The sequence below is a fragment of the Pectinatus cerevisiiphilus genome, assembly GCF_004341685.1.
Classification (GTDB): Bacteria; Bacillota; Negativicutes; order Selenomonadales; family Selenomonadaceae; genus Pectinatus; species Pectinatus cerevisiiphilus.
The window spans coordinates 38,660-60,357 of record NZ_SMAA01000001.1 but is presented as its reverse complement, the minus strand read 5'-3'; the positions used below and the strand labels follow the sequence as shown (position 1 = coordinate 60,357).

Here is a 21,698-nt window from a genome sequence, read left to right as displayed (position 1 = left end):
AGTTTTATATAATGATATAGTATTTATGCTTCTTTTTTATCAGGTGGTACATTATGCAGCACCAGTCCGGGATTATTTTCTGTTATCCAGCCAAGTGCCCATTCATTATTCACTAACAAGACAGGCCTGCCCTTCATATCCTTAACGAACATGCCTCTATCTGCCCCATGCAAGGACTCAGGAGTTACAGGTGCCCCATTGCTAAATTCCAGCCATCTTGCCACTTCAAAAGGCTGCATAGTTATCACTATATCAACATTGTATTCATTTTTTAAACGATACTCCAAAACCTCAAACTGCAATTGGCCAACTGTGCCAACTATGTAACTTTCCATACCGGTACCGGGCTGTTCAAACAATTGGACTGCCCCTTCTTGCGTCAATTGCGTTATTCCTTTTATAAATTGCTTACGCTTCATTGTATCCTTAGCTTCGACCCGCGCAAAACGTTCCGGTGGAAATACTGGAAAATCAGCAAACTTAAATTTCTTCTTAATATCGCAAATAGTGTCACCTATACCAAATATGCCCGGATCAAACAGTCCCACTATATCTCCAGGATAAGCCTCGTCTATTATCTGCCTGTCCTGCGCTAAAAACTGCTGCGGTTGGGAAAGTTTTATGATTTTATCTCCCTGTACATGGAAAACCTGCATATTACGTGCAAATTTACCGGAACAAATACGAATAAAAGCTAACCGATCATGATGCGCAGGATTCATATTTGCCTGGATTTTAAAGACAAATGCCGAAAACTTTTCATCCTCCGGCATTATAGTGCCTGCTGTCGATTCATGTGGTTGAGGTGCCGGCGCCAGACGCAGATATTCTTCCAAAAAATTTCTCACGCCAAAATTCGTCATAGCACTACCAAAAAACATCGGCGTCAATTCACCATGAAAGACTTTTTCATCATTCCATTCTTCCCCGGCTTCATCCAAAAGATCTATATCACCTAAAAGCGTTTGGTATTCATTTTCGCCAATTCTATTTATTATTTCTTTATCGTCCATAGAATAAATAGCAGACTCACGTTCTTTTTGCCCATGTGAATCATCCGCCGAAAAAAGCTCTACATGTTTTTTTCTTCTGTCATATACACCATGGTATTGACCATCTATACCAATAGGCCAATTCATCGGATAAGCGCGTATTCCCAAAACACTTTCAATTTCTGCCATTAAATCAAGCGGCGCCTTGCCAAATCTGTCCAATTTGTTGACAAAAGTAAATATAGGAATATTCCTCTGTTTACATACCTTAAAAAGCTTTTTCGTCTGCGCTTCTATTCCTTTTGCAGCATCAATGACCATTACAGCGCTGTCTACTGCCATCAATGTACGATAAGTATCTTCACTGAAGTCCTGATGCCCGGGAGTATCTAAGATATTTATACGACAGTCCGCATAGTCAAACTGCAGCACACTTGATGTTACAGATATACCACGCTGCTTTTCTATTTCCATCCAATCTGACACAGCATGTCTTTGTGCTTTTCTTGATTTTATAGAACCAGCCAAATGTATGGCCCCACCATATAAAAGCAATTTTTCTGTAAGTGTCGTTTTACCAGCATCTGGATGTGATATTATAGCAAATGTGCGCCTTTTTTTTATTTCATTATGCAGTTGCTCCATCAATATCTCCCTTTTATATAACCCTTATTGTAATAAGTATCTAATCTATATTTTATAGCCATATGGTTAAACATAATTAAAAGTTCACCGGAAAATCCGTTGAACTAAAAACTCACTTTACTATTTTATCATAAATGAGCTGCAAAATCATAATATAGCCATAAAATAAAAGACACGATAAATAATAAGCAATTATCTACCGTGTCTCGTATGTTATTATGTTATTTCTATTCGCTGTATACCATAGGTGCTAATTCTTTAATTTAAAATTTATCTACTGACAAAAATATTTCTATCAGCAATTGTGACATTTATCATATATTCCTGCTTTTTTCAAAGTCTTGACCATTGTTTCACCCATATGGGCAACAGTGTCCGCAACTTCAATTCCAGCAGCATTCAAAGCTTTTATTTTATCGGCAGCAGAACCTTTACCGCCTGAAATAATAGCTCCAGCATGGCCCATACGTTTGCCCGGAGGCGCCTGACGACCGCTTATGAAAGCAGCTACAGGTTTCTTCATATTGGCTTTTATCCATTTAGCAGCATCTTCTTCTGCAGTTCCGCCGATTTCACCGATCATCAGTACAGCTTCTGTTTCGTCATCTTTATTAAAGGATTCCAAAACATCGATGAAGTCAGTTCCTTTTACAGGGTCTCCGCCTATACCAATAATAGTAGTCTGGCCGATACCGGCATTGCTCATCTGATACATAGCTTCATAAGTCAAAGTTCCTGAACGGGAGATTATGCCAACATGACCTTTTTTGTGTATTGAACCTGGGATAATACCGATGTTGCATTCATCAGTAGTCATTATTCCTGGGCAGTTAGGTCCGATCATACGTGTCTTTTTGCCTTTTAAATAACGACGAACTTTTACCATATCAGCAACAGGAATATGTTCTGTTATACAAACTACAACGTCTAATTCTGCGTTTATAGCTTCCAGAATACTATCTGATGCGAATTTAGCAGGCACAAAAATAACCGAAGCATTTACTCCCGTCTTTTCTTTTGCTTCTGCAACAGTATTAAATACTGGTACACCTTCTACAGTTTGTCCACCTTTTCCCGGTGTTACACCGCCTACTATTTTAGTTCCATAGGCGAGCATATTCTTCGTATGAAAAAGAGCCTGTTTTCCGGTAATCCCTTGAACTATAACTTTAGTATTTTTATTTATAAAAATTCCCATTAAAAAATTCCCCCCTCTGTCAATTAAGCTTTTTTAACTAATTCGACGACTTTTTCCGCGCCTTCTGTCATTGATTCGACCATGATGACATTAGGAATATTAGCTTTCTTTAAGATTTCCCGACCTTCTTTTACATTTGTACCATCCAAACGTACGACGATAGGAATTTTCAGACTAAGCATTTTATTAGCTTCAATAATACCTTCAGCAATTATATCGCACTTGTTTATGCCGCCGAAAATATTAACAAAAATTCCTTTTGCCTGGCCATCTTCTGTCATTATCTTAAATGCTTTGGCATCATCTTCTGCTGATCCCTGTCCGCCTACATCAAGGAAGTTAGCTGGTTCTCCGCCATAATGTTTAATTATGTCCACTGTAGCCATAGCAAGTCCTGCACCATTAACCATGCATGCAACATTGCCGCCTAAATTTACATAATTGAGCCCTAACGCAGCAGCTTCTCTTTCTTTTGGATCTTCTTCAGATTCATCACGTAATGCAGAGATATCAGGATGACGGAAAAGAGCACTGTCATCAAAATTGAGTTTTACGTCAAGTGCCATTACATTTTTATCTTCTGTTATAACCAAAGGATTTATTTCAGCAAGAGAACAATCTTTATCTACATATACTTTATACAATCCCATCATCAAAGCAGCTGCTTTATTGACAACAGCAGGTTCAATGTTTAATTTAAAAGCCATGCGACGTGCCTGGAAAGGTGCAAGGCCAATAAACGGATCTATATATTCTTTTATTATTTTATCTGGAGTAGATGAGGCTACTTCTTCTATTTCCATACCGCCTGCTTCAGAACCGATCATAACTGTCTGAGCTGTATTACGGTCAGTTGTGAAACTTAAATATAATTCTCTGCCTATTTTGCAGCCAGCTTCTATTAAGAGGCGATTTACTTTCTTACCTTCAGGACCTGTCTGCTTAGTTACTAAAACTTTTCCTAAAAGTTCTTTTGCATATTTTTCTACTTCTGCAATAGATTTGGCGATTTTTACACCACCGGCTTTTCCTCGTCCTCCAGCATGAATCTGTGCTTTTACAACAACTACATCTTTTCCGAGGTCCTTAGCAGCTTTTACTGCTTCTTCGGCAGAAAATACAGGTTTACCTTCAGGAACAGATACGCCATAGGAACGAAGAATTTCTTTACCTTGATACTCATGAATATTCATTTAAACACCCCAATCCATTAAAATTTATGCTGTATCGCTGCAAAAAATTACAAGATATAATATATTGTAAATTTTCACAAAAAAAATAAAAACGGCCTTAAAATATTTAATCTTTATCAAATTATACTTTATTATTTGCCGCTGTACAATGCTTCACAGCAAACAATAAAATATTCTTTGCCCAAGACTAAAAATGAAACAGCAATCAGTATATCTTCACAGTTTCACCCTTATTAAAACTGGGAAAATACGATCCTTCGACAGTTATCTGCCCTGGTAAAAAAGCTTTACTATTGAATAAAATAGTACAGTGTCCAATATCCGCCAAATTTTTATTAACGTCCGCGCCTACGTCGGTTATCTTGAACTTTAATGAACCCCATTCAAGAGTATCTCCTGGGGTGATATTTTCTTCAAGTTTTTCCTTTGTATGCACAATAGACATTGCGGCCAACCCATCGCTGCACCCTTCATTTACAATAGTCACACATTTGCTTGTTTTTAAAAGACTTAACACATTTTCACCAACGGATACAACCACAAATGCATATTTCATTTCTACACCGCCTTATTTTTTATTATTATACCACAATTAAATAAAATTAGAAAATAATTTAGCCTCATATAAAAATAAATAATGACTATATGAATATTCTCTTACATCAATTTTATTTATTCATTTTTATGTAAAATTTCATTAACTCCTTAGCCGCATTTCCGTAATAATAGGCAGCATTTTCGTAATCGCCCTTTTCCTCATAATTTCTTCCTGCGAGAAGCATCAGTTCAGGTGTTTGCGGTTCTAAAAACTGCATATCATTCCATATTGACTGATTAACATAAAATTCATACAATTTTTCCATTACAGGCGTATTTCCTTTTAACCAAGGCTTAGCTTCATTTACAAAATGTAATAATATGTCATCCTTCTCCCTAAAATCTAAAGTTGGATCATTTGGTGCCAGCATTCTATTAAATTTATAAGGAAGATCATATATATTATTCTGCAATACTACATTTATGGCATCCTGGTCAGGTAATAAAAAGAATTCATAAAACTCACTATAGCAGGCTGTAATCAATTTTGTTATATTTTTTCTTTTCCATAATGCCATATTTATTACTAAAACACCGGAATTAAAATATTTATCAGTTTTTAAACCCAATCTTTTTACCTGCTCAGGGCCATGTCTTTTTTTGTATTGACTGGCGGCTATTATATACTTTTTTGGTATTTGCATATCCCATAACTTTTTAATATCACCAATGCACAATATATCAGCATCCAGATAAATTAACTTTTCTATATCATCGGCTAAGACCTCTGGAAGTAAAATTCTTAGCAATATCGCCTTATTAAAACGTTTATCCGTATATAAGGACAATTCGGGCAACGCATCGACAACAGCCGTTAGATCATATATTTTAATCTGTGCATTTTTATACAAATTATTAAAAAAATCTTTTTTCTTTTCATTGGCAACAGATATTTTTTCATTCATGGCTACATGGAATACTATCTTATTGCCCAATGAATTTAACAAAATAGAAGTCATTAAAATACCAGCATAAGGAAAATATTTATTATCGACCCCCAATGCTATATTTATAATATTCTTTTCGCCCATTTATTCATCACCATAAAAATTTTTCCCGATCGAGCGGTTATATAAAGTTGCTGCGGATATTGATGATATATAAATTTTATTATCTGTTACTATACATGATTTAGGAGAACTTTTAGATATGTCTTTAATATTATTTTTCGCACTTGAAAGAAAATTATCGTCATGCTTATTCTTAATATCATAAATAACAATTATATCTTTTAAAGGAATAGCTATATTTTGCCCTATATGGAGAAACAATTAATTTTCCTCCTCTTTTTTCATTAATTTTTTCATCTCATTATATATTAAATCGTATTTCAAACGATTTATATTTTCTTTTACGGTCTTGCGGTTTATCTGTTCAGGCGGCAGTGCCCTATATAACATTACGAGCGTTTGCAGCTGAATATCATCATAGGAGGTTATCTGTAAATTAGCTGTCATACGTTGGACTAAATCCGTTCTCGCTGCATTTACCATTTCTGCCGAGCAGCCTTCTATATATTCTTTTATTTCCCCATATCTAGCCCATGGTTTCGTTAAAAGTATTTTTCGTATTTGGGCATATCTTCCATTTTTTAATTTTCGTTTACAGATATCACAATAGATCTCATCTTCTGGACATAAGGTATTGCAGTTTTTACAATTATGCCATTTATTTTTTTTCTTAACTTTATTTATTTTTTCATTTATAATTAAAATCTTTTTCATACTGGCAGCCAAATCTTTATCTTCCAATTTGCCGCATGACGATTCGATAGCAGAAATTTCCTGCGGTAATAACTCTGTATTGGCTAATATTCTCTTTATATCTCTTTTATCCTTTATTCTGGTTGGAATAATTTTATTACTACCCTTTTTACCATAAGTAAAATGTATATCTTTTATTAATTTATATTTTAAAGCATTATTTATTTTATCTATGATATCAAATTTCATATAAAGAAGATTATTCGCCCAGACACTGCTTGAAGTCCCTATATAAAGAACGCCAAACGCAAAATTTTTAGGTATTGCATGTTCAGCTATTTCTTTTCCCACAATCGATTCCCAATAAAATTTTATAAGATAAAGCTTATATTCAGGAGATTTCGTCAGATGCTTTAAAGCTCTCGGCATTATTTCGCCGACAGTAGCAAAATTAGTATTTTTCCATTTTCTTTTTAACATTTTATTACCTCTGCATGTCCTAACGATACACTATAAATTCTAGCATCTTTTATGTCATCAAACATAGAAATATCCGTAGCAGTGATAAATGTCTGTATTTTTTTATCTTTAAAAAATAATACCATTTTTTTCCTGCGCTTTTCGTCAAGCTCACTCATTACATCATCCAATAAAAGGATAGGATATTGGCCGGAGGTATTTTTAATATATTCCAATTCTGCCAATTTTAATGCTAAAACAGCAGTCCTCTGCTGTCCCTGTGAACCAAAATTTTTCAAATTAATTTCATTTATAAAAAGTTCTATATCATCATGGTGCGGCCCTATACCTGTGGAACCTCGTCTGATATCTTCCATACGATTTTGTCGTATTTTATCCTTATACAAAGATTTTAGATCAGCAATATCATTATTTAAAAGATCTATATTATGTATTTTATAATTCATTGTCAGTATTTCTTTATTATCAGAAATATTTTTCTGCATGACAGCAGCAAAATCTGATAATTTTTTTACAGCTTCATATCTTTTTTTCCATATGAAAACAGCTACGTCAAAAAGCTGCTCATCCCATACATCCAGTAAATTAATACTTTGCTTTTTTTCGCGTATTTTTTTTAAAAGGTTATTCCTTTGAATTACTATTTTATTATATTTTACTAAATTATCATAATAAAAAATATCAGTTTGAGATAATTCTATATTTAGAAATCTGCGCCGTAAACTAGGTGCGCCTTTTACCAATAGCAGATCTTCAGGAGAAAACATTACTATTTTTATATTTCCCGGCAGTTCCCTTTGTCTTATATTTTCACCATTTAATATTATCTGCCGCCGTTTTATTTTGTTTAAATAAAATTTAACATTATTTTCGATATCCATTCTTAAAAACTTAATATTTATAACTGCTTCGTTTTCTTGCCAGGCTATTAGGTCTGCGTCATTTTTTATTCGATATGATGTGCCTAATGCCGCATAATATATAGCCTCTATTATATTTGTCTTACCCTGTGCGTTATCTCCTGTAAATATATTTAAGGATGGTGAAAATTCCAGCTGCAGTCCTTTATAACTGCGAAAGTTTTTTAAAAGCATATTTTTTATATTCATAGCTATATCCTACAATTTACTTTTAATAATAATAGAAAAAAATACTTCTTATGCGGTTGTTTTTTCTCAAAAGAGATTAGCGCATAAGAAGTTTTATTTTGTTAAACAGCTTTTCGTACAGGAGTAACCACATAAATAAACATATCATCACCGACCGCTTTTATGGCAGCTGGGCTTACCTCTGTGTTAAAGGAAAAGGTAATGTTTTCTGAATCGATGTATTTTAATATGTCCAATATATATTTAGCATTAAAGGAAATATTCATCGGCTGGCCATTGAGTTTTATATCTATATTTTCTTCGGCTTTACCTATTTCTGGGTTGTTTGAGGATAAAAGCAGGTTGTCCGTATCAAAGGCAAGTGTGATTATATTGTATTGGTTCGAACGCGATATAAGGGATACACGGTCGATAGCTCCTTGTAATTCTTTTGTCTTGATCAGTACAGATGAGGAAAAACTTGGCGGGATAACCGTATTGTAATTGGGGAATTGTCCTTCTATCAGTCTGGAAACGATGTATATATTTTCGTAAGTAAAGCTTATTTGGTTATGTGAATAACTTATATTTACATCAATTGGGATATCGGCTACTAGTAATGCTGCCAAATCATTTAGTATTTTAGCAGGGATGATGAATTTTGCCGAAAGGTCTATATTGTTATCATCCATGATTTCTTTTTTTATGGCAAGGCGATGTGTATTTGTTGCTGCCATGGTAAGTTCCGCATTGTTTAATTCAAGCAGACAACCTGTAAATACTGGCCTGATCATTTCAGTTGCACAGGCGAAGGAGGTTTTCTTGATGAGGTCAATTAAGATATTACTCCTGATCGATAAATTGTTTTCGCTTTCAAGTTTCTTTATTTTAGGGAATTCATTAGCAGACATGCTTAGTAAATTAAATTTAGCTGTGTTTGATTTTATATTAATAGTGTTTTGTTCAGTGTCTGAAGAAATTTCGATGTTATCCCCAGGTAATGTCTTTATAACATCGGCAAAATATCTTCCCGGTAAAACTATTGTTCCTGGTTCTTTCACGTCAGCTTGTATTTTACAAATTATGCCTATGTCATAATCTGTTGTTTCAATGTCTAATGTATTATCTTCTGCATGTATGTAAATGCCTGATAAAATAGGCATTTGTGGCTTACTTGATATGGCTTTTATATTTATCTGAATGGCTTGTAAAAGGTCACTTTTGGTGCATATAAAATTCATTTTGTTCTCCTTATTTATTATTAATATATATTTATATAAAGTTAGTCGTCGTAGTCGTAGGGGCTGTGAACATGTTGATAAGTATGTTTTTATCGTTGTGGGTAAGGTTCTTTGGTGTTAGTAACTTGTTGATAAGTTCACCTTTTTAATCCACAAGTGCACATTAAAAGAAATTATTCGTTTTTATGCACAGATAATTAACATATTATACATATATAATACACATTTTGTGGATAAGTCTGGTTTTAGATATTTTTAATGCGTTTTGTTAACTCTTTAATTGTTGTGTCTAATTTCTTGTCAGTTTTACGCTCTTGGCTGATTTTATCATAAGCGTGGATAACTGTAGTATGGTCACGGCCGCCAAAAATTTCACCAATACGCGGCAATGATGAGTCGGTTAATTCTCTACATAGGTACATGGCTATTTGCCGAGGAAATGCCAAGTTCCTTGTCCTTTTTTTGGCAACCAGTTCAGAAATATCTATTTTAAAATAAGATGAAACTATTTCTTGTACGAGTTCGAGGGTTACTGTGCGGCTTTCGTTGTTTGTGAATACATTTTTTAGTGCTTCGGCAGCCAATTCTTTTGTGATTATCTGCTTATTCAGGGAAGAAAAGGCCATTACCCTTGTCAGCGCGCCTTCTAGTTCACGGATATTATTATCTATACGGCTGGCTATATAGACCATTACGTCATTTGGTACGGTTAAATTTTCGAGTAATGCTTTTTTCCGTAGAATCGCTATACGTGTTTCAAGGTCAGGTGCCTGTATATCAGTTATCAGGCCCCATTCAAAACGTGAGCGCAAGCGGTCTTCTAAAGTTTGGATTTCTCTTGGATGGCGGTCACTGGAAATAATTATTTGTTTATTGGCATCATGCAGTGTATTAAAAGTATGGAAGAATTCTTCCTGCGTATGTTCTTTTTTTGAGAGAAATTGAATATCATCTACAAGTAAGACATCAATATTCCTGTATTTTTGTCTAAACGCTTCTGGTTTCCCATCGCGTATAGAATTTATGAGTTCGTTTGTGAATTTTTCGCTCGATATATATAAAACACGCATATCAGGGTTATTTTGCAGTATTTTATGGCCTATTGCGTGCATTAAATGTGTTTTGCCAAGGCCGACACCGCCGTACATAAAAAAAGGATTATAGACTTTGGCAGGAGATTCTGCCACGGCTAAGGCTGCTGCATGGGCAAAACGATTGGAATTACCTGTTACAAATGTTTCAAAAGTGTATTTGGGGTTAAGTGATGAAGAATCGCCGGGAGTTATTGGTAAGGGCGAAGTTGTTCTTGGTGGCGCGGCAGGCGGTTCTTCAGTTTTATTGGCTGTTGGTGTTGTGTAAATCAAAGGAATTTGTGTTTGTTCTTCTTGTGAATTATCCTGTAAATGAAAGCTTGTTATAATTATGTCAAGTTTAGCTTTTGTAACTTCATAGCTTGCGTCGAGAATGAGCTGCATGTAATGTTTTTCAATCCAATCTTTGGAAAAATCAGTTGGCGTTCCGAGCTCCAGTGAGGTAGTAGTCAATACGATTGGTTTTATGGGTTTAAGCCATGTGTCACATACCATTTTTGAAAGGGAGTTTTCTAATTTTTTTAGTATTTCTTCCCAAGTAGCATGTAGTTGTGCGTTCTCCATTAAAAAGATCCTTTCTGTCTATAAGAGTTGAAGCAGATGGCAATTTTATGTATAAACTGCTTAAACTGAACCTGCTTAATCTGGCTATGTAATAATTATTAATAAATATATATAAGAAAATGACGCGTGGTGCGCATATAAAAATGAGGAAATATTTAAGCCTTGTAATAAATATTGATTAAGCAGCTTTTATTGAATAAAAAAAGTTATCCACAAAGTTATGCACAGTTGTTGATAACTTTAAATTTTCTAAAGTCCTGTATTTGGGGGCTAGAGAAATATTTTAAAGGAAAAAATACTGATTAGTTAGGTATTTATAAGGTTGTTGATAAGTTATGTGGATAATTTTAAAATATGTGGATAAATATGTGGATATGTATATATCATATTAACAAAAGCAGATAAAGTTATCAATAATTATTTTGTATTGTTGACACTATAAGCCGCGTAGTCTATAATTTCATATAGCAAATTGTCATTTTATCAGTTTAAGGAGGTGTGTAAAATGAAAATGACTTTTCAACCCAATACTCATTGGAAAAAACAGACGCATGGATTTCGTGAACGTATGAAAACAAAGGGTGGACAGTTAGTTCTGAAAAGAAGACGCGCCCGTGGCAGAAAGAAATTGTCTGCATAAGCACGAAACATAACATAGATTATCTGAGAATTTGTGTAGTCTTTAATAGAACTGATCGTGCGCAGGGAAGCATCCCCGGGCAAACGCTGCGGGGATTGTTGGCCCTATTTATATGGAGCTGTATGAATCAAAAATTATCGAAAAAAATAGTAATGCAATATAATGAGGAATTCCAATATATCTATCAGAAGGCGAAGACTTTTTCTGACCGCTATATAGTGATACATATTGCAAAAAACAACAAATATAATCATGAGGTTGGCTTTGCTGCTGGTAAAAAGCTGGGCAATGCCGTTATTAGGAATCATATAAAAAGGATTTTAAGGGAAATTTATCGGAAAAATAAAAAAAATATTCAATTTGGCTGTTGTATTCTAATAGTTGGACGTAGAGCGGCAGTAACTGCCGATTATAAAATTATCGAAAAATCTTTTTGTAGATTGTGTAAAAAGGCAAAGATATGGAAAGTTGTGCCGGTAAAGAATGGTTAAAAAAATAGTGCTTAATATGATATATTTTTACCGTAACTATATTTCTCCGTTAACGGCTCCTTCCTGCAGATATATTCCTACTTGTTCGGAATATGCTGTTATTGCAATTGAAAAATATGGGGTAAGAAAGGGCGGCTTTATGGCGATAAAGCGTATATTACGCTGTCATCCATTCCATAAGGGCGGTTATGATCCCGTTAAATAATAAAATTTAATTTAGGATGTGATGAATTGAGTGGATTTTTTGATTCGCTATTTCACCCGATAGTACAGATATTGGAAATTGTGTTGGGTTTTTTTTATTCTCTGACACAACTTATAGGTTTGGACAATTATGGATTAGCCATAATATTGATGACGATAGTTATAAAAATGCTGTTATATCCGCTTACGGTAAAACAAGTAAGATCAATGAAGGCTATGCAGGATCTGCAGCCGAAGATAAAAGAGTTGCAGGCAAAATATAAAGGTAAACCCCAAGAGCTTCAGCAAAAGATGGGACAGATATATAAGGAAGCAGGCGTTAATCCTTTAGCAGGCTGTTTACCGCTTATAGCGCAAATGCCTATTTTGATGGCGATGTTTTATGCTTTGCAAAGCGTTCATTTTGATAATAACCCAGCGTTTTTGTGGGTGCCGAATCTGGCTTTACCAGATCCTTTATATATATTGCCCGTTTTATCGGCATTGACTACTCTTATTACACAGTGGCAGACATCCAAATCGTCGGCGCAGGCAGCGCAGATGAAGGTTATGATGGTTGCGATGCCAATATTTATTGGCTGGATAAGTATTAAATTTGCGGCAGGATTGGTTTTATACTGGGTAGTAATGAATATTATGCAGGTAATACAGCAATGGTGGATGTACCGTAATGAAGAAGGACAGCCAACTAAGTAGAGGAGGCTTCTTACTAATATGGCGAAAGTTATTGAAGTATCAGGACGAGGTATAGAAGAAGCAAAACAGAACGCACTCAGGGATTTGGGTTTGCCCGAAAGCAGAGTGTCGTTTGAAATACTGGAAGAACCTTCGAAGGGGTTTTTTGGTATTATAGGCAACAAGGGAGCAAAGATACGTGCAAGCGTGAAAGAAATCGCTCCTGAAGAAAAAGCATATGATTTTCTAGAAAAAATATTTGCAGCTATGAATATGGATGTAACTATAAATAAAAAAGAATCGGAATATGGATGTATATTTGATTTAAACAGTGACCAGGACATGGGGATAATGATCGGCAAGCATGGTCAAACGCTTGATGCCCTTCAGTATCTGACTAACATGGCAGCAAATAAGGGCGCTGATGAAAATAGAAAGCATATTATCCTTGATGTAGAAGATTACAGAAGCCGGCGGGAAGATACTTTAAAACATCTGGCATGGCGTATTGCCGATAAAGTTAGGGCTTCTAAAAGAAAAATGTCTTTGGAACCGATGAACAGACATGAACGGAAGATAATCCATATGGCTTTACAGGAAGAAGCGGATGTTATCACTTATAGTGATGGTGAAGAACCGCATCGCAAAGTTGTTATTGACATAAAGAGAAGTAAATAATATTAGGTGTTGGTCTATTTTATTTAATAGGCTGTATTTAACATAGTTTAGATTTGCTTTAATTGCATTATGAAGTTTTACATAAAAGCTGTCCAAAATGAGGGGCGGCTTTTTTAATTATCTGCTATAATATAAAATAATACGGTTGGTTATCCAGAATGGAAAATTTTAAGTAAATCTACAAAAAAGTAAACTTTGGTGTTATTATGGACAGCCATTGCTTATTCAAATATAGAAAAATAAATTGCATTTTATTAAGTAAATAATTTATTTATTGGGATTTTATATGATGGAGGAAGAAATTGGTATATAAGGAAAAAAATGATACGATTGCTGCTATTGCCACGCCGCTTGGCGAAGGTGGAATAGGGGTTATTCGCGTCAGTGGGGCTGATTCAATTCAGATGGTGGATAAAATTTTTCTTGCTGCCAATAAAAGGGCTTTGGCAGACAGGCGTTCTTATCGTGCTGTATATGGTAAAATAAGTGATCCCAAAACTAAAAATATAATTGATGAAGTTATTTGCATCCTGATGAGGGAACCGCATTCTTATACGAAAGAAAATGTGGTAGAGATACAGTGCCATGGTGGTATAATGCCTTTGCGTAAAATATTGTCGCTTCTGCTTGAATGGGGCGCAAGGCTGGCAGAACCTGGTGAATTTACGAAAAGGGCTTTTTTGAATGGCAGAATAGATTTGGCACAAGCACAGGCTGTGATGGATATAATAAAGGCCAAAACAGATGCCTCGCTGCGGGTCGCAACTGGGCACTTATCAGGTTATTTTTCTTCTAATATACGCCAAATAAGGGATGCGCTATTGGAAATGATTGCCCATTATGAGGCTGCCATAGATTTTCCTGAAGAAGAAGTCGATAATATAGATAACATTCAGGTTATGGAAAGAATCGAAGAATTAAAAGTTAAAATAAATACGATGATTTCAAGCGCAAAAACGGGCCGTATTTTAAATGAAGGACTTGTTACGGCAATAGTTGGGAAACCTAATGTGGGAAAGTCCAGCCTTTTGAACAGGCTTTTGCACTCTGACCGGGCTATTGTTACAGATGTACCGGGAACCACACGCGACAGCATAGAGGAGTATGTTGATGTAGACGGCATACCGTTGCGAATAATTGATACAGCTGGCATACGGCAGACAGATGATGAAGTAGAAAAAATCGGTGTGGATAAAGCACGCTCATATATAGAACGGGCCGACCTCGTTTTAGCCTTGTTCGATGGGGCAAAGGCAATGACGGCTGAGGATACAAAGATAATAGAGTTAATAAGGAAAAAGAATGCCGTTGTCGTTATAAATAAAAGTGATTTGGTGCAGAATCTGGATGAATCCTATATAAGAAAACAGTGTTCTGATAGTAAAATAATACATATATCTACAATCCAAGAAGAGGGCATTAAAGAGTTGGTAGAGACTATAAAAGAGAAGGTTTATGCAGGAAATGTAGTCTATAATGAAGGTGAGTTCGTTAATAATATTTATCAGCTGGAGGCATTGAAGAAAGCAGGTCAGCATCTTGAGGATGCCATGAAGAGTCTTGATAATGATATTCCAGAAGACCTTGTGGTGATAGACCTGCGTTCTGCATGGGAAAAGCTAGGGGATATTATAGGTGATACGGTTAATGAGGATATAATTGACGAGATTTTTAGCCGTTTTTGTATTGGCAAATAATACAGGTAAAAATTGTTGTTATGAAAATATGCCTGCAATTATAGATATATGTAAACTGGGGGAACTAAAGTGTTTATTGCCGGAGATTATGATATTATTATTATTGGGGCAGGGCATGCCGGTGTAGAAGCAGGTCTTGCTGCTGCGCGTATTGGTTGTAAAACTATGCTTACTACTTTAAATATGGATAATATAGCCTTGATGCCATGTAATCCGTCAGTAGGAGGACCAGCTAAAGGCCATTTGGTGCGGGAACTTGATGCCTTGGGTGGTGAAATGGGTGTGAATGCAGATAAAACCTGTATCCAGTTTCGTATGCTCAATACCAGTAAAGGACCGGCTGTACAGGCTTTGCGGGCACAAGCAGATAAAAAGGTCTATCAATTTTCGATGAAGGAAACCTGTGAAAATCAGGACAATCTGGATGTAAAACAATTGCTCGTAGAAAAAATATTGGTAGAAAACGGAAAAGTCACAGGTGTACAGATCGAAACAGGAGAAATATATACATGCCGTTGTGTTGTTCTGGCCTCCGGTACATATTTACGGGGAAGAATAATCATAGGGGAAAAGACATACGAAGGCGGGCCGATAGGGCAGCGTGCTGCTGTGGCATTATCGCAATCACTTAAAGAAATCGGTGTGAAACTTATGCGTTTTAAAACGGGTACGCCAGCCCGTGTAGATAAAAGGACACTGGATTTTACAAAGATGCAGATTCAGCCTGGTGATGATGAAGCCCGTAATTTTTCCTTTATGAGTGATGAACGTACACGTGACCAAGTTCCCTGTTGGCTTACTTATACGAATGAAAGAACACATAAAATATTGCGGGATAATATAGATAGGGCGCCAATGGCCAACGGTATCATCGAAGGAGTAGGACCGCGTTACTGCCCTTCAATAGAAACGAAAATTATACGTTTCCCCGATAAGGATAGGCATCAGTTGTTTATAGAACCGGAAGGTTTGCATACGAATGAAATGTATGTTCAGGGCATGTCTACGAGTATGCCAGTAGATGTCCAATTTGAATTTTTGAAAACTATTCCCGGTATGGAAAATGTAAAAATAATGCGGCCGGGCTATGCTATTGAATATGATTGCTTGGATCCGTTGCAATTGCAGCCTTCATTGGAACATAAAAATATAGAAGGATTTTTTTCTGCCGGCCAGTCAAACGGTACTTCAGGCTATGAAGAAGCGGCGGCACAGGGACTTATGGCGGGGATTAATGCGGCGATGAAAGTAAAAGGACACGAACCGCTTATATTAAAAAGATCAGAAGCTTATATAGGTGTCCTTATAGATGATTTGGTAACAAAGGGAACACAGGAACCATATCGTATGATGACCTCCCGGGCAGAATACAGGCTGCTTTTACGGCAGGATAATGCGGATATGCGCCTTACGGAAAAAGGCAGACAGGTAGGACTGGTTTCTGACGCGCGCTACGATAGATATTTGGCTAAAAAAGGTAAAATAAACGAAATCAAGGCCTTATTGAAGGACAAGAAAATAAATCCGAGCAGAGAAATAAATGAATTACTGAAGGAAAATGGCTTAGAGGAAATTAAGTCAAGTACGACATTATATGATTTATTGAAAAGAAAAGATATAGGTTATAGGGAATTGGCAAGGGCGTTTTCGCTGCCAAATATAACAAATGAAGTTGTGAAACAGATAGAAACAGATGCTGTTTATGAAGGATATATCAATAAACAGGAAGAACAAGTTCAAAGAATGGAAAAGCTGGAAAATAGAAGGATGCCGGCAGATATTGATTACACAAAAATTTCCAATCTGCGTGATGAATCCATAGAAAAATTGAATAAAATAAGGCCGATATCATTGGGACAGGCAGCCAGAATATCAGGTGTTTCACCAGCTGATATCTCGATACTTTTAATCTATCTGGAACAATATGGGCGGAGGACTGTTTGATGGTTTTTGGTGATTATTTGCTGCAACGTGCGAAGGAATATGGTATTCAGCTAAGCAAAGAACAGTATGAAAAATTTAATGCTTATTATGAACTTTTGCTAGAATGGAATAGTAAAATTAATTTGACAGCGATAACTGCTCCTGATGAGGTCGCAATTAAGCATATAGTGGATTCACTAAGCGCATGGGATGAAAAAAGATTTTCACCCACGGCAAAAATTATTGATGTGGGAACAGGTGCTGGTTTTCCCGGAATTCCTTTAAAAATAATGCATCCAGGTTTGCAGCTGACATTACTGGATTCTCTCGCTAAGCGCATAAAATTTCTTCAGACTGTGGCTGCTAAATTAAATATTACAGATATTGAGTTTTTGCATGGGCGTGCCGAAGAGATAGGTAGAAGGAAACCGTACAGAGAAAAATTTGATATAGTTTTTTCGCGGGCAGTTGCCAGAATGCCGGTCTTATGTGAATACGCACTGCCTTTGGTTAAAAAGGAAGGGTATTTTACAGCCTTAAAGGGCAGGCAGTATGAAGCAGAAGCTGGTGAAGCGCACAATGCCATTAAGGTGCTGGGGGGAGTGCTGGCAGAAGTAAAACCTGTAAAGCTACCAGGGCTTGATGATGTGAGAGCTGTCATTTATGTACAGAAGGTAAGTAAGACACCAGCGGTATATCCACGTAAAGCGGGTACTCCGGAAAGAAAACCTTTATTATAAAGAACAATTGCTAATGGCTAATGAGCTGCATTGAATAATTACTTTAGAATAATATTTATTATATATGATAAATAATTATAAATTAATGTATATGGGAGGGGAATATATGGGCAAATATATTTTAATGGCAGTATGCATCAGTTTTTTATTTAGCTCAGGACTTTGTTTTGCAGCTCTTCCGTCAGCGGCAATAGATTCAGAACCAGTGATAAGTACGCAGCCCCAGGTAGCTCAGAATACACAGGAGTTGCAAGAACCACAGGAACCGGTAAAGGACGAGGCGGAAAAAACGACTACAACAAATGGAAAGGATGATAAAGTATTTAAAAAAATAGATCAGGCTAGTGAAGCTGACCAAAAGCGATTTGTCCTTATTGCGAAAGACAGCCGGTTTTTTTATTATCTTGATCGCCGTTCAGCCCGCTGGATTTTTGAACCGAATAGTAATAGAAAAATAATGGATGTATGGATTCAGCTGATAGATGCGAATAAAGTAAATGCACCCGCTGAAAAATACTCAAATGTTTCTCCTGATCAGTCTTATTTGTTGGACCATTATTACATACGTCCAGAATTACGCCAAATTCAATTCTTATGTGAGCTAGATGTTGTGGGTCAGCCATCTAACAATGTGACGCAAAATTTGTACTCCGTGAAAAATTGGGAAGATATTATTCCCGGCAGTGTCGAAGAAACAATATTTAATGCGGTGATGGCCACAAAAGAAAATTTGGTGGGAATTGATACTAAATCCAGTGGCATGGATGTACAAGCCAGAGACTTTCTGGATCGGGTATTTAATGTAAGTTTATGAAAAAATTATTATCAGCTTAGCGTTGGACAGAATATAATGTAGGTCGTGTTTAACGTATTCTTATGGAAAATTTCGGGTATGATATTTTAGAAAACTGAAATGTTATATTCAGTTATCCACAATGTCCACAGGGAAATGTTCAAAAATTGTGGATAAACTCTGAATAAGGGAAGAAAGCTGTTGATAATTTGTAGGTAACTTTCAAAGTTATCCACAAGTACATATATAAATAAAAAATAACAAAAATTTTTTGGTAATAATTTGCTGATCGTTGATCTATAAGGATTTTCTAGGATTTAGGAAATATAAATAATTTACACTAAAATATAAAAAGAAGAATTATCCACAAGCTTGTAAAAAAAACTGTGGATAATTCTTCTTTTTTATAGTGAAGGAAATATCTATAGTGAAACCACAAGATATTATTTGTTAATGATGGAAGAGACGGACACCGGTCATAGCCATGGCTATACCATATTTATCACAGGTTTCGATAACATTATCATCACGGATAGAGCCGCCGCTTTGAGCTATGTATTTTACGCCGCTTTTATGTGCACGTTCAATGTTGTCACCAAAAGGGAAAAAGGCATCCGAGGCAAGAGCGGTATTGGTTACGGAGGCGAGCCAGTTTATTTTTTCTTCTTTGCTTAAAATAGGTGGTTTTTCCGTAAATACATTTTTCCAGGCATCATTTGTAAATAGATCCATATATTCATCAGAAATGTATAGATCTATGGCATTATCCCTATCAGGACGGCGAACATCTTTCTTAAAAGGAAGGGCAAGCACTTTAGGATGTTGGCGTAAATGCCAGATATCAGCTTTATTGCCGGCAAGTCGGGTACAATGGACACGTGACTGCTGGCCTGCACCGATGCCGATAGCTTGGCCGTCTTTGGCATAGCATACAGAATTGGATTGGGTGTATTTGAGAGCTATAAGCGCAATAATGAGATCACGTTTTGCAGCAGCGGGTAAGTCCTTGTTGACCGTAGGGAGTTGCTGTAAAAGATCTTCCGTAATTTTGATGTTATTTCTTTTTTGTTCAAAGGTTATGCCAAAAACTTCTTTTCTTTCTAATTCAGGGGCATGGTAAGCTTTGTCCATCTGGATTATAAGATAGTTGCCTTTACGCTTTTTTTTCAGGATGGCAAGTGCTTCGGGAGAATAAGATGGGGCTATTATTCCGTCAGAAACTTCACGAGCCAGGAAAGAGGCAGTGGCTGCATCACATTCATCAGATAAGGCTGCAAAATCTCCATACGAAGACATACGGTCTGCTCCGCGTGCCCGGATATAAGCTGTTGCTAGCGGGGTCAATTCTATACCTTCTACAAAATATACTTTCTTCAATAAATCAGAAAGCGGCAGACCGACAGCTGCACCGGCAGGACTGACATGCTTGAAGGAAGCGGCTGACGGCAGTCCGGTGGCTTCGCGTAATTCGCGTACTAACTGCCAACTATTGAAGGCATCCAGTAAGTTTATATAACCAGGACGTCCGTTAAGAATATTGAAAGGAAGTTCTCCTTCCTTCATAAATACTCTGGCTGGTTTTTGATTAGGATTACAGCCATATTTTAGTTCCATTGAGTTCATATTGGCACTCCCTTATTCTAAAATAATAAAATGCACAAACTATATAGAGGTTTGTGTACATTTGTATTTAACTGATGAATGCAATTGTAAAAGGTAGAAAATTTATTTACGAATTCACTTTATCATTTTACGTGATATTTTGTCAAGAAAGGGAGTAAGTTTTCAGATGTAAGTAACAAGATATTGTTACAAATTAATAATAAGATTAGACGTATATATTTTTTGTATGTATAATATGGTGTAGGCATCATGCTGGTTTTGAGAGGAGGCTTTATAAATGATAAAGAGCATTGCTGTTTTGACGAGTGGTACTGACAGCCCGGGAATGAACGCAGCGATAAGGGCTGTGACGAGGACGGCTTTATTTGAAAAAAGTATTGTATGGGGTGTGACCGATGGGTATTATGGCTTGGTACATGATCAGATAGAGCCTTTAAAATCGACATCAGTCAGTGATATTATTCAACGAGGCGGCACTTTTTTGGGAACTAGTTTCTGCCCTGAGTTTGAAACGAGCGCTGGTAGGAAAAAAGCTTTTGACAATTTAAAGAAACATGAAATTGATGGAATGATTGTAATTGGTGGCGACGGCACTATGCGGGGCGCAAAAATTTTTAATGATGAATTTGACTTCCCCATAGTAGGTATACCGGCAACGATTGAAAATGACATATGGGGTACAGATTATACTATAGGTTGCGATACGGCAGCAAATACAGTCGTCGAAGCACTTAATAAATTGCGTGATACAGCGCTGTCCCATCGTCGGGTTATTGTAGTAGAAGTAGCAGGGAAGAAATGTGGATGGCTGCCTATGGTATCTGGCATAGCCAGCGGTGCAGCATATATTTTAGTTCCTGAATATAAAGTTGATATAGATGAATTAGTTGAAGAATTAAAAAAACGCCATTCCTGTGGCAAAACATACAGTTTGATTGTTGTTGCTGACGGTTGTGGCGATATTATGAAAATCGGCAAGGAAATTGCTGATAAGACAAAGCTTGACACACGTATATCCGTATTGGGACTTATTCTGCGTGGTGGTTCACCGTCAGTAGAAGATAGGGTAAAAGCCAGCCGCTTAGGAGAAAAGGCAGCATTGGCATTGTTATCAGGGTTATATAATATGGTAGTTGGTTATAAGAAAAATGATATTGTGACAATTGCCCTGAATGATGCTGTAAATGACAAAAAAGATTTGGACAGAGAATATGTGCGTCTTTCCAAAATTTTAACCTGATTGTTATTTTACTGAAATATTATTGATTAATAGATTTTAATGATAGTTTATCAAATCATATATGGTGGATTAAATAATAATTGAAGAATATTGGATACAAAAATAAGGACCAGAGTAGTAATGGTCCTTATTTTTGTGTATATTTATAGGTCAGATAGTCTCCAAGAGGTACTATGGTGATCGCCTATGGATAAATGTTTAG

The 21,698-nt window shown here is 36.2% G+C and carries 21 protein-coding genes; 10 read left to right on the top strand and 11 right to left on the bottom strand.

Annotation, left to right across the window (positions count from 1 at the left end; translation table 11 throughout):
• Positions 1–23: 23 nt before the first annotated feature.
• The 10 genes from EDC37_RS00270 to dnaA all read right to left on the bottom strand — a co-directional run bounded on the left by EDC37_RS00270 (position 24) and on the right by dnaA (position 10,792).
• Positions 24–1,637: a peptide chain release factor 3 gene (locus EDC37_RS00270; protein WP_132546872.1), complete on the bottom strand. Its 1,614-nt coding sequence runs from the start codon at positions 1,635–1,637 to the stop codon at positions 24–26.
• A 295-nt stretch (positions 1,638–1,932) separates the two neighbouring features.
• A complete protein-coding gene (sucD, locus tag EDC37_RS00265; protein WP_132546871.1) occupies positions 1,933–2,835 on the bottom strand; it encodes a succinate--CoA ligase subunit alpha in 903 nt (300 codons plus the stop codon).
• 23 nt (positions 2,836–2,858) lie between these two features.
• Positions 2,859–4,028 carry an ADP-forming succinate--CoA ligase subunit beta gene (gene sucC / locus EDC37_RS00260; protein WP_132546870.1) on the bottom strand — a complete coding sequence of 390 codons (1,170 nt, stop codon included), beginning with the start codon at positions 4,026–4,028 and terminating at the stop codon, positions 2,859–2,861.
• A 205-nt stretch (positions 4,029–4,233) separates the two neighbouring features.
• Complete coding sequence (locus tag EDC37_RS00255; RefSeq protein ID WP_132546869.1) at positions 4,234–4,584, bottom strand: PTS glucitol/sorbitol transporter subunit IIA; 351 nt, start codon at positions 4,582–4,584, stop codon at positions 4,234–4,236.
• 112 nt (positions 4,585–4,696) lie between these two features.
• Positions 4,697–5,656, bottom strand: a complete 960-nt coding sequence (locus tag EDC37_RS00250; protein WP_132546868.1) for a glycosyltransferase family 8 protein — start codon at positions 5,654–5,656, stop codon at positions 4,697–4,699.
• A complete protein-coding gene (gene remB, locus EDC37_RS00245) occupies positions 5,657–5,896 on the bottom strand; it encodes an extracellular matrix regulator RemB (protein ID WP_132546867.1) in 240 nt (79 codons plus the stop codon). It lies immediately after the preceding gene.
• Positions 5,897–6,808, bottom strand: a complete 912-nt coding sequence (locus EDC37_RS00240) for a DciA family protein (RefSeq protein ID WP_132546866.1) — start codon at positions 6,806–6,808, stop codon at positions 5,897–5,899.
• A complete protein-coding gene (gene recF, locus EDC37_RS00235) occupies positions 6,802–7,917 on the bottom strand; it encodes a DNA replication/repair protein RecF (protein WP_132546865.1) in 1,116 nt (371 codons plus the stop codon). The genes EDC37_RS00240 and recF overlap by 7 nt, the downstream gene beginning before the upstream one ends.
• A gap of 101 nt (positions 7,918–8,018) precedes the next feature.
• Complete coding sequence (gene dnaN / locus EDC37_RS00230; protein WP_132546864.1) at positions 8,019–9,137, bottom strand: DNA polymerase III subunit beta; 1,119 nt, start codon at positions 9,135–9,137, stop codon at positions 8,019–8,021.
• A 245-nt stretch (positions 9,138–9,382) separates the two neighbouring features.
• On the bottom strand, positions 9,383–10,792 hold the full coding sequence (gene dnaA / locus EDC37_RS00225) for a chromosomal replication initiator protein DnaA (RefSeq protein ID WP_132546863.1): 1,410 nt from the start codon (positions 10,790–10,792) through the stop codon (positions 9,383–9,385).
• 505 nt (positions 10,793–11,297) lie between these two features.
• On the opposite strand from dnaA, the gene rpmH reads away from it, so the two are divergent.
• From rpmH to EDC37_RS00180, 9 genes are all read left to right on the top strand, one after another.
• Entirely contained in the window at positions 11,298–11,432 is a 135-nt protein-coding gene (gene rpmH, locus EDC37_RS00220) for a 50S ribosomal protein L34 (protein WP_132546862.1), read from the top strand.
• 122 nt (positions 11,433–11,554) lie between these two features.
• Entirely contained in the window at positions 11,555–11,923 is a 369-nt protein-coding gene (gene rnpA, locus EDC37_RS00215) for a ribonuclease P protein component (protein ID WP_132546861.1), read from the top strand.
• Positions 11,916–12,128: a membrane protein insertion efficiency factor YidD gene (gene yidD, locus EDC37_RS00210; RefSeq protein WP_132546860.1), complete on the top strand. Its 213-nt coding sequence runs from the start codon at positions 11,916–11,918 to the stop codon at positions 12,126–12,128. The genes rnpA and yidD overlap by 8 nt, the downstream gene beginning before the upstream one ends.
• Before the next feature lie 26 nt (positions 12,129–12,154).
• Positions 12,155–12,823, top strand: coding sequence for a YidC/Oxa1 family membrane protein insertase (locus EDC37_RS00205; RefSeq protein ID WP_132546859.1), 669 nt, complete (start codon positions 12,155–12,157; stop codon positions 12,821–12,823).
• Positions 12,824–12,841: 18 nt separating this feature from the next.
• Positions 12,842–13,480, top strand: a complete 639-nt coding sequence (jag, locus tag EDC37_RS00200) for an RNA-binding cell elongation regulator Jag/EloR (RefSeq protein WP_132546858.1) — start codon at positions 12,842–12,844, stop codon at positions 13,478–13,480.
• A 302-nt stretch (positions 13,481–13,782) separates the two neighbouring features.
• A complete protein-coding gene (gene mnmE / locus EDC37_RS00195) occupies positions 13,783–15,177 on the top strand; it encodes a tRNA uridine-5-carboxymethylaminomethyl(34) synthesis GTPase MnmE (protein WP_132546857.1) in 1,395 nt (464 codons plus the stop codon).
• 69 nt (positions 15,178–15,246) lie between these two features.
• Entirely contained in the window at positions 15,247–17,121 is a 1,875-nt protein-coding gene (mnmG, locus tag EDC37_RS00190) for a tRNA uridine-5-carboxymethylaminomethyl(34) synthesis enzyme MnmG (protein ID WP_132546856.1), read from the top strand.
• Positions 17,121–17,840: a 16S rRNA (guanine(527)-N(7))-methyltransferase RsmG gene (gene rsmG, locus EDC37_RS00185; RefSeq protein WP_132546855.1), complete on the top strand. Its 720-nt coding sequence runs from the start codon at positions 17,121–17,123 to the stop codon at positions 17,838–17,840. The genes mnmG and rsmG overlap by 1 nt, the downstream gene beginning before the upstream one ends.
• A 106-nt stretch (positions 17,841–17,946) precedes the next feature.
• Positions 17,947–18,654, top strand: coding sequence for a hypothetical protein (locus tag EDC37_RS00180; protein WP_132546854.1), 708 nt, complete (start codon positions 17,947–17,949; stop codon positions 18,652–18,654).
• Positions 18,655–19,083: 429 nt separating this feature from the next.
• Here the strand turns inward: EDC37_RS00180 and EDC37_RS00175 are convergent, their stop codons facing one another.
• Entirely contained in the window at positions 19,084–20,256 is a 1,173-nt protein-coding gene (locus EDC37_RS00175) for a phosphoribosylaminoimidazolecarboxamide formyltransferase (RefSeq protein WP_132546853.1), read from the bottom strand.
• Positions 20,257–20,533: 277 nt separating this feature from the next.
• Between EDC37_RS00175 and pfkA the strand changes: the two genes are divergently transcribed.
• On the top strand, positions 20,534–21,496 hold the full coding sequence (pfkA, locus tag EDC37_RS00170) for a 6-phosphofructokinase (protein ID WP_132546852.1): 963 nt from the start codon (positions 20,534–20,536) through the stop codon (positions 21,494–21,496).
• Positions 21,497–21,698: the final 202 nt, after the last annotated feature.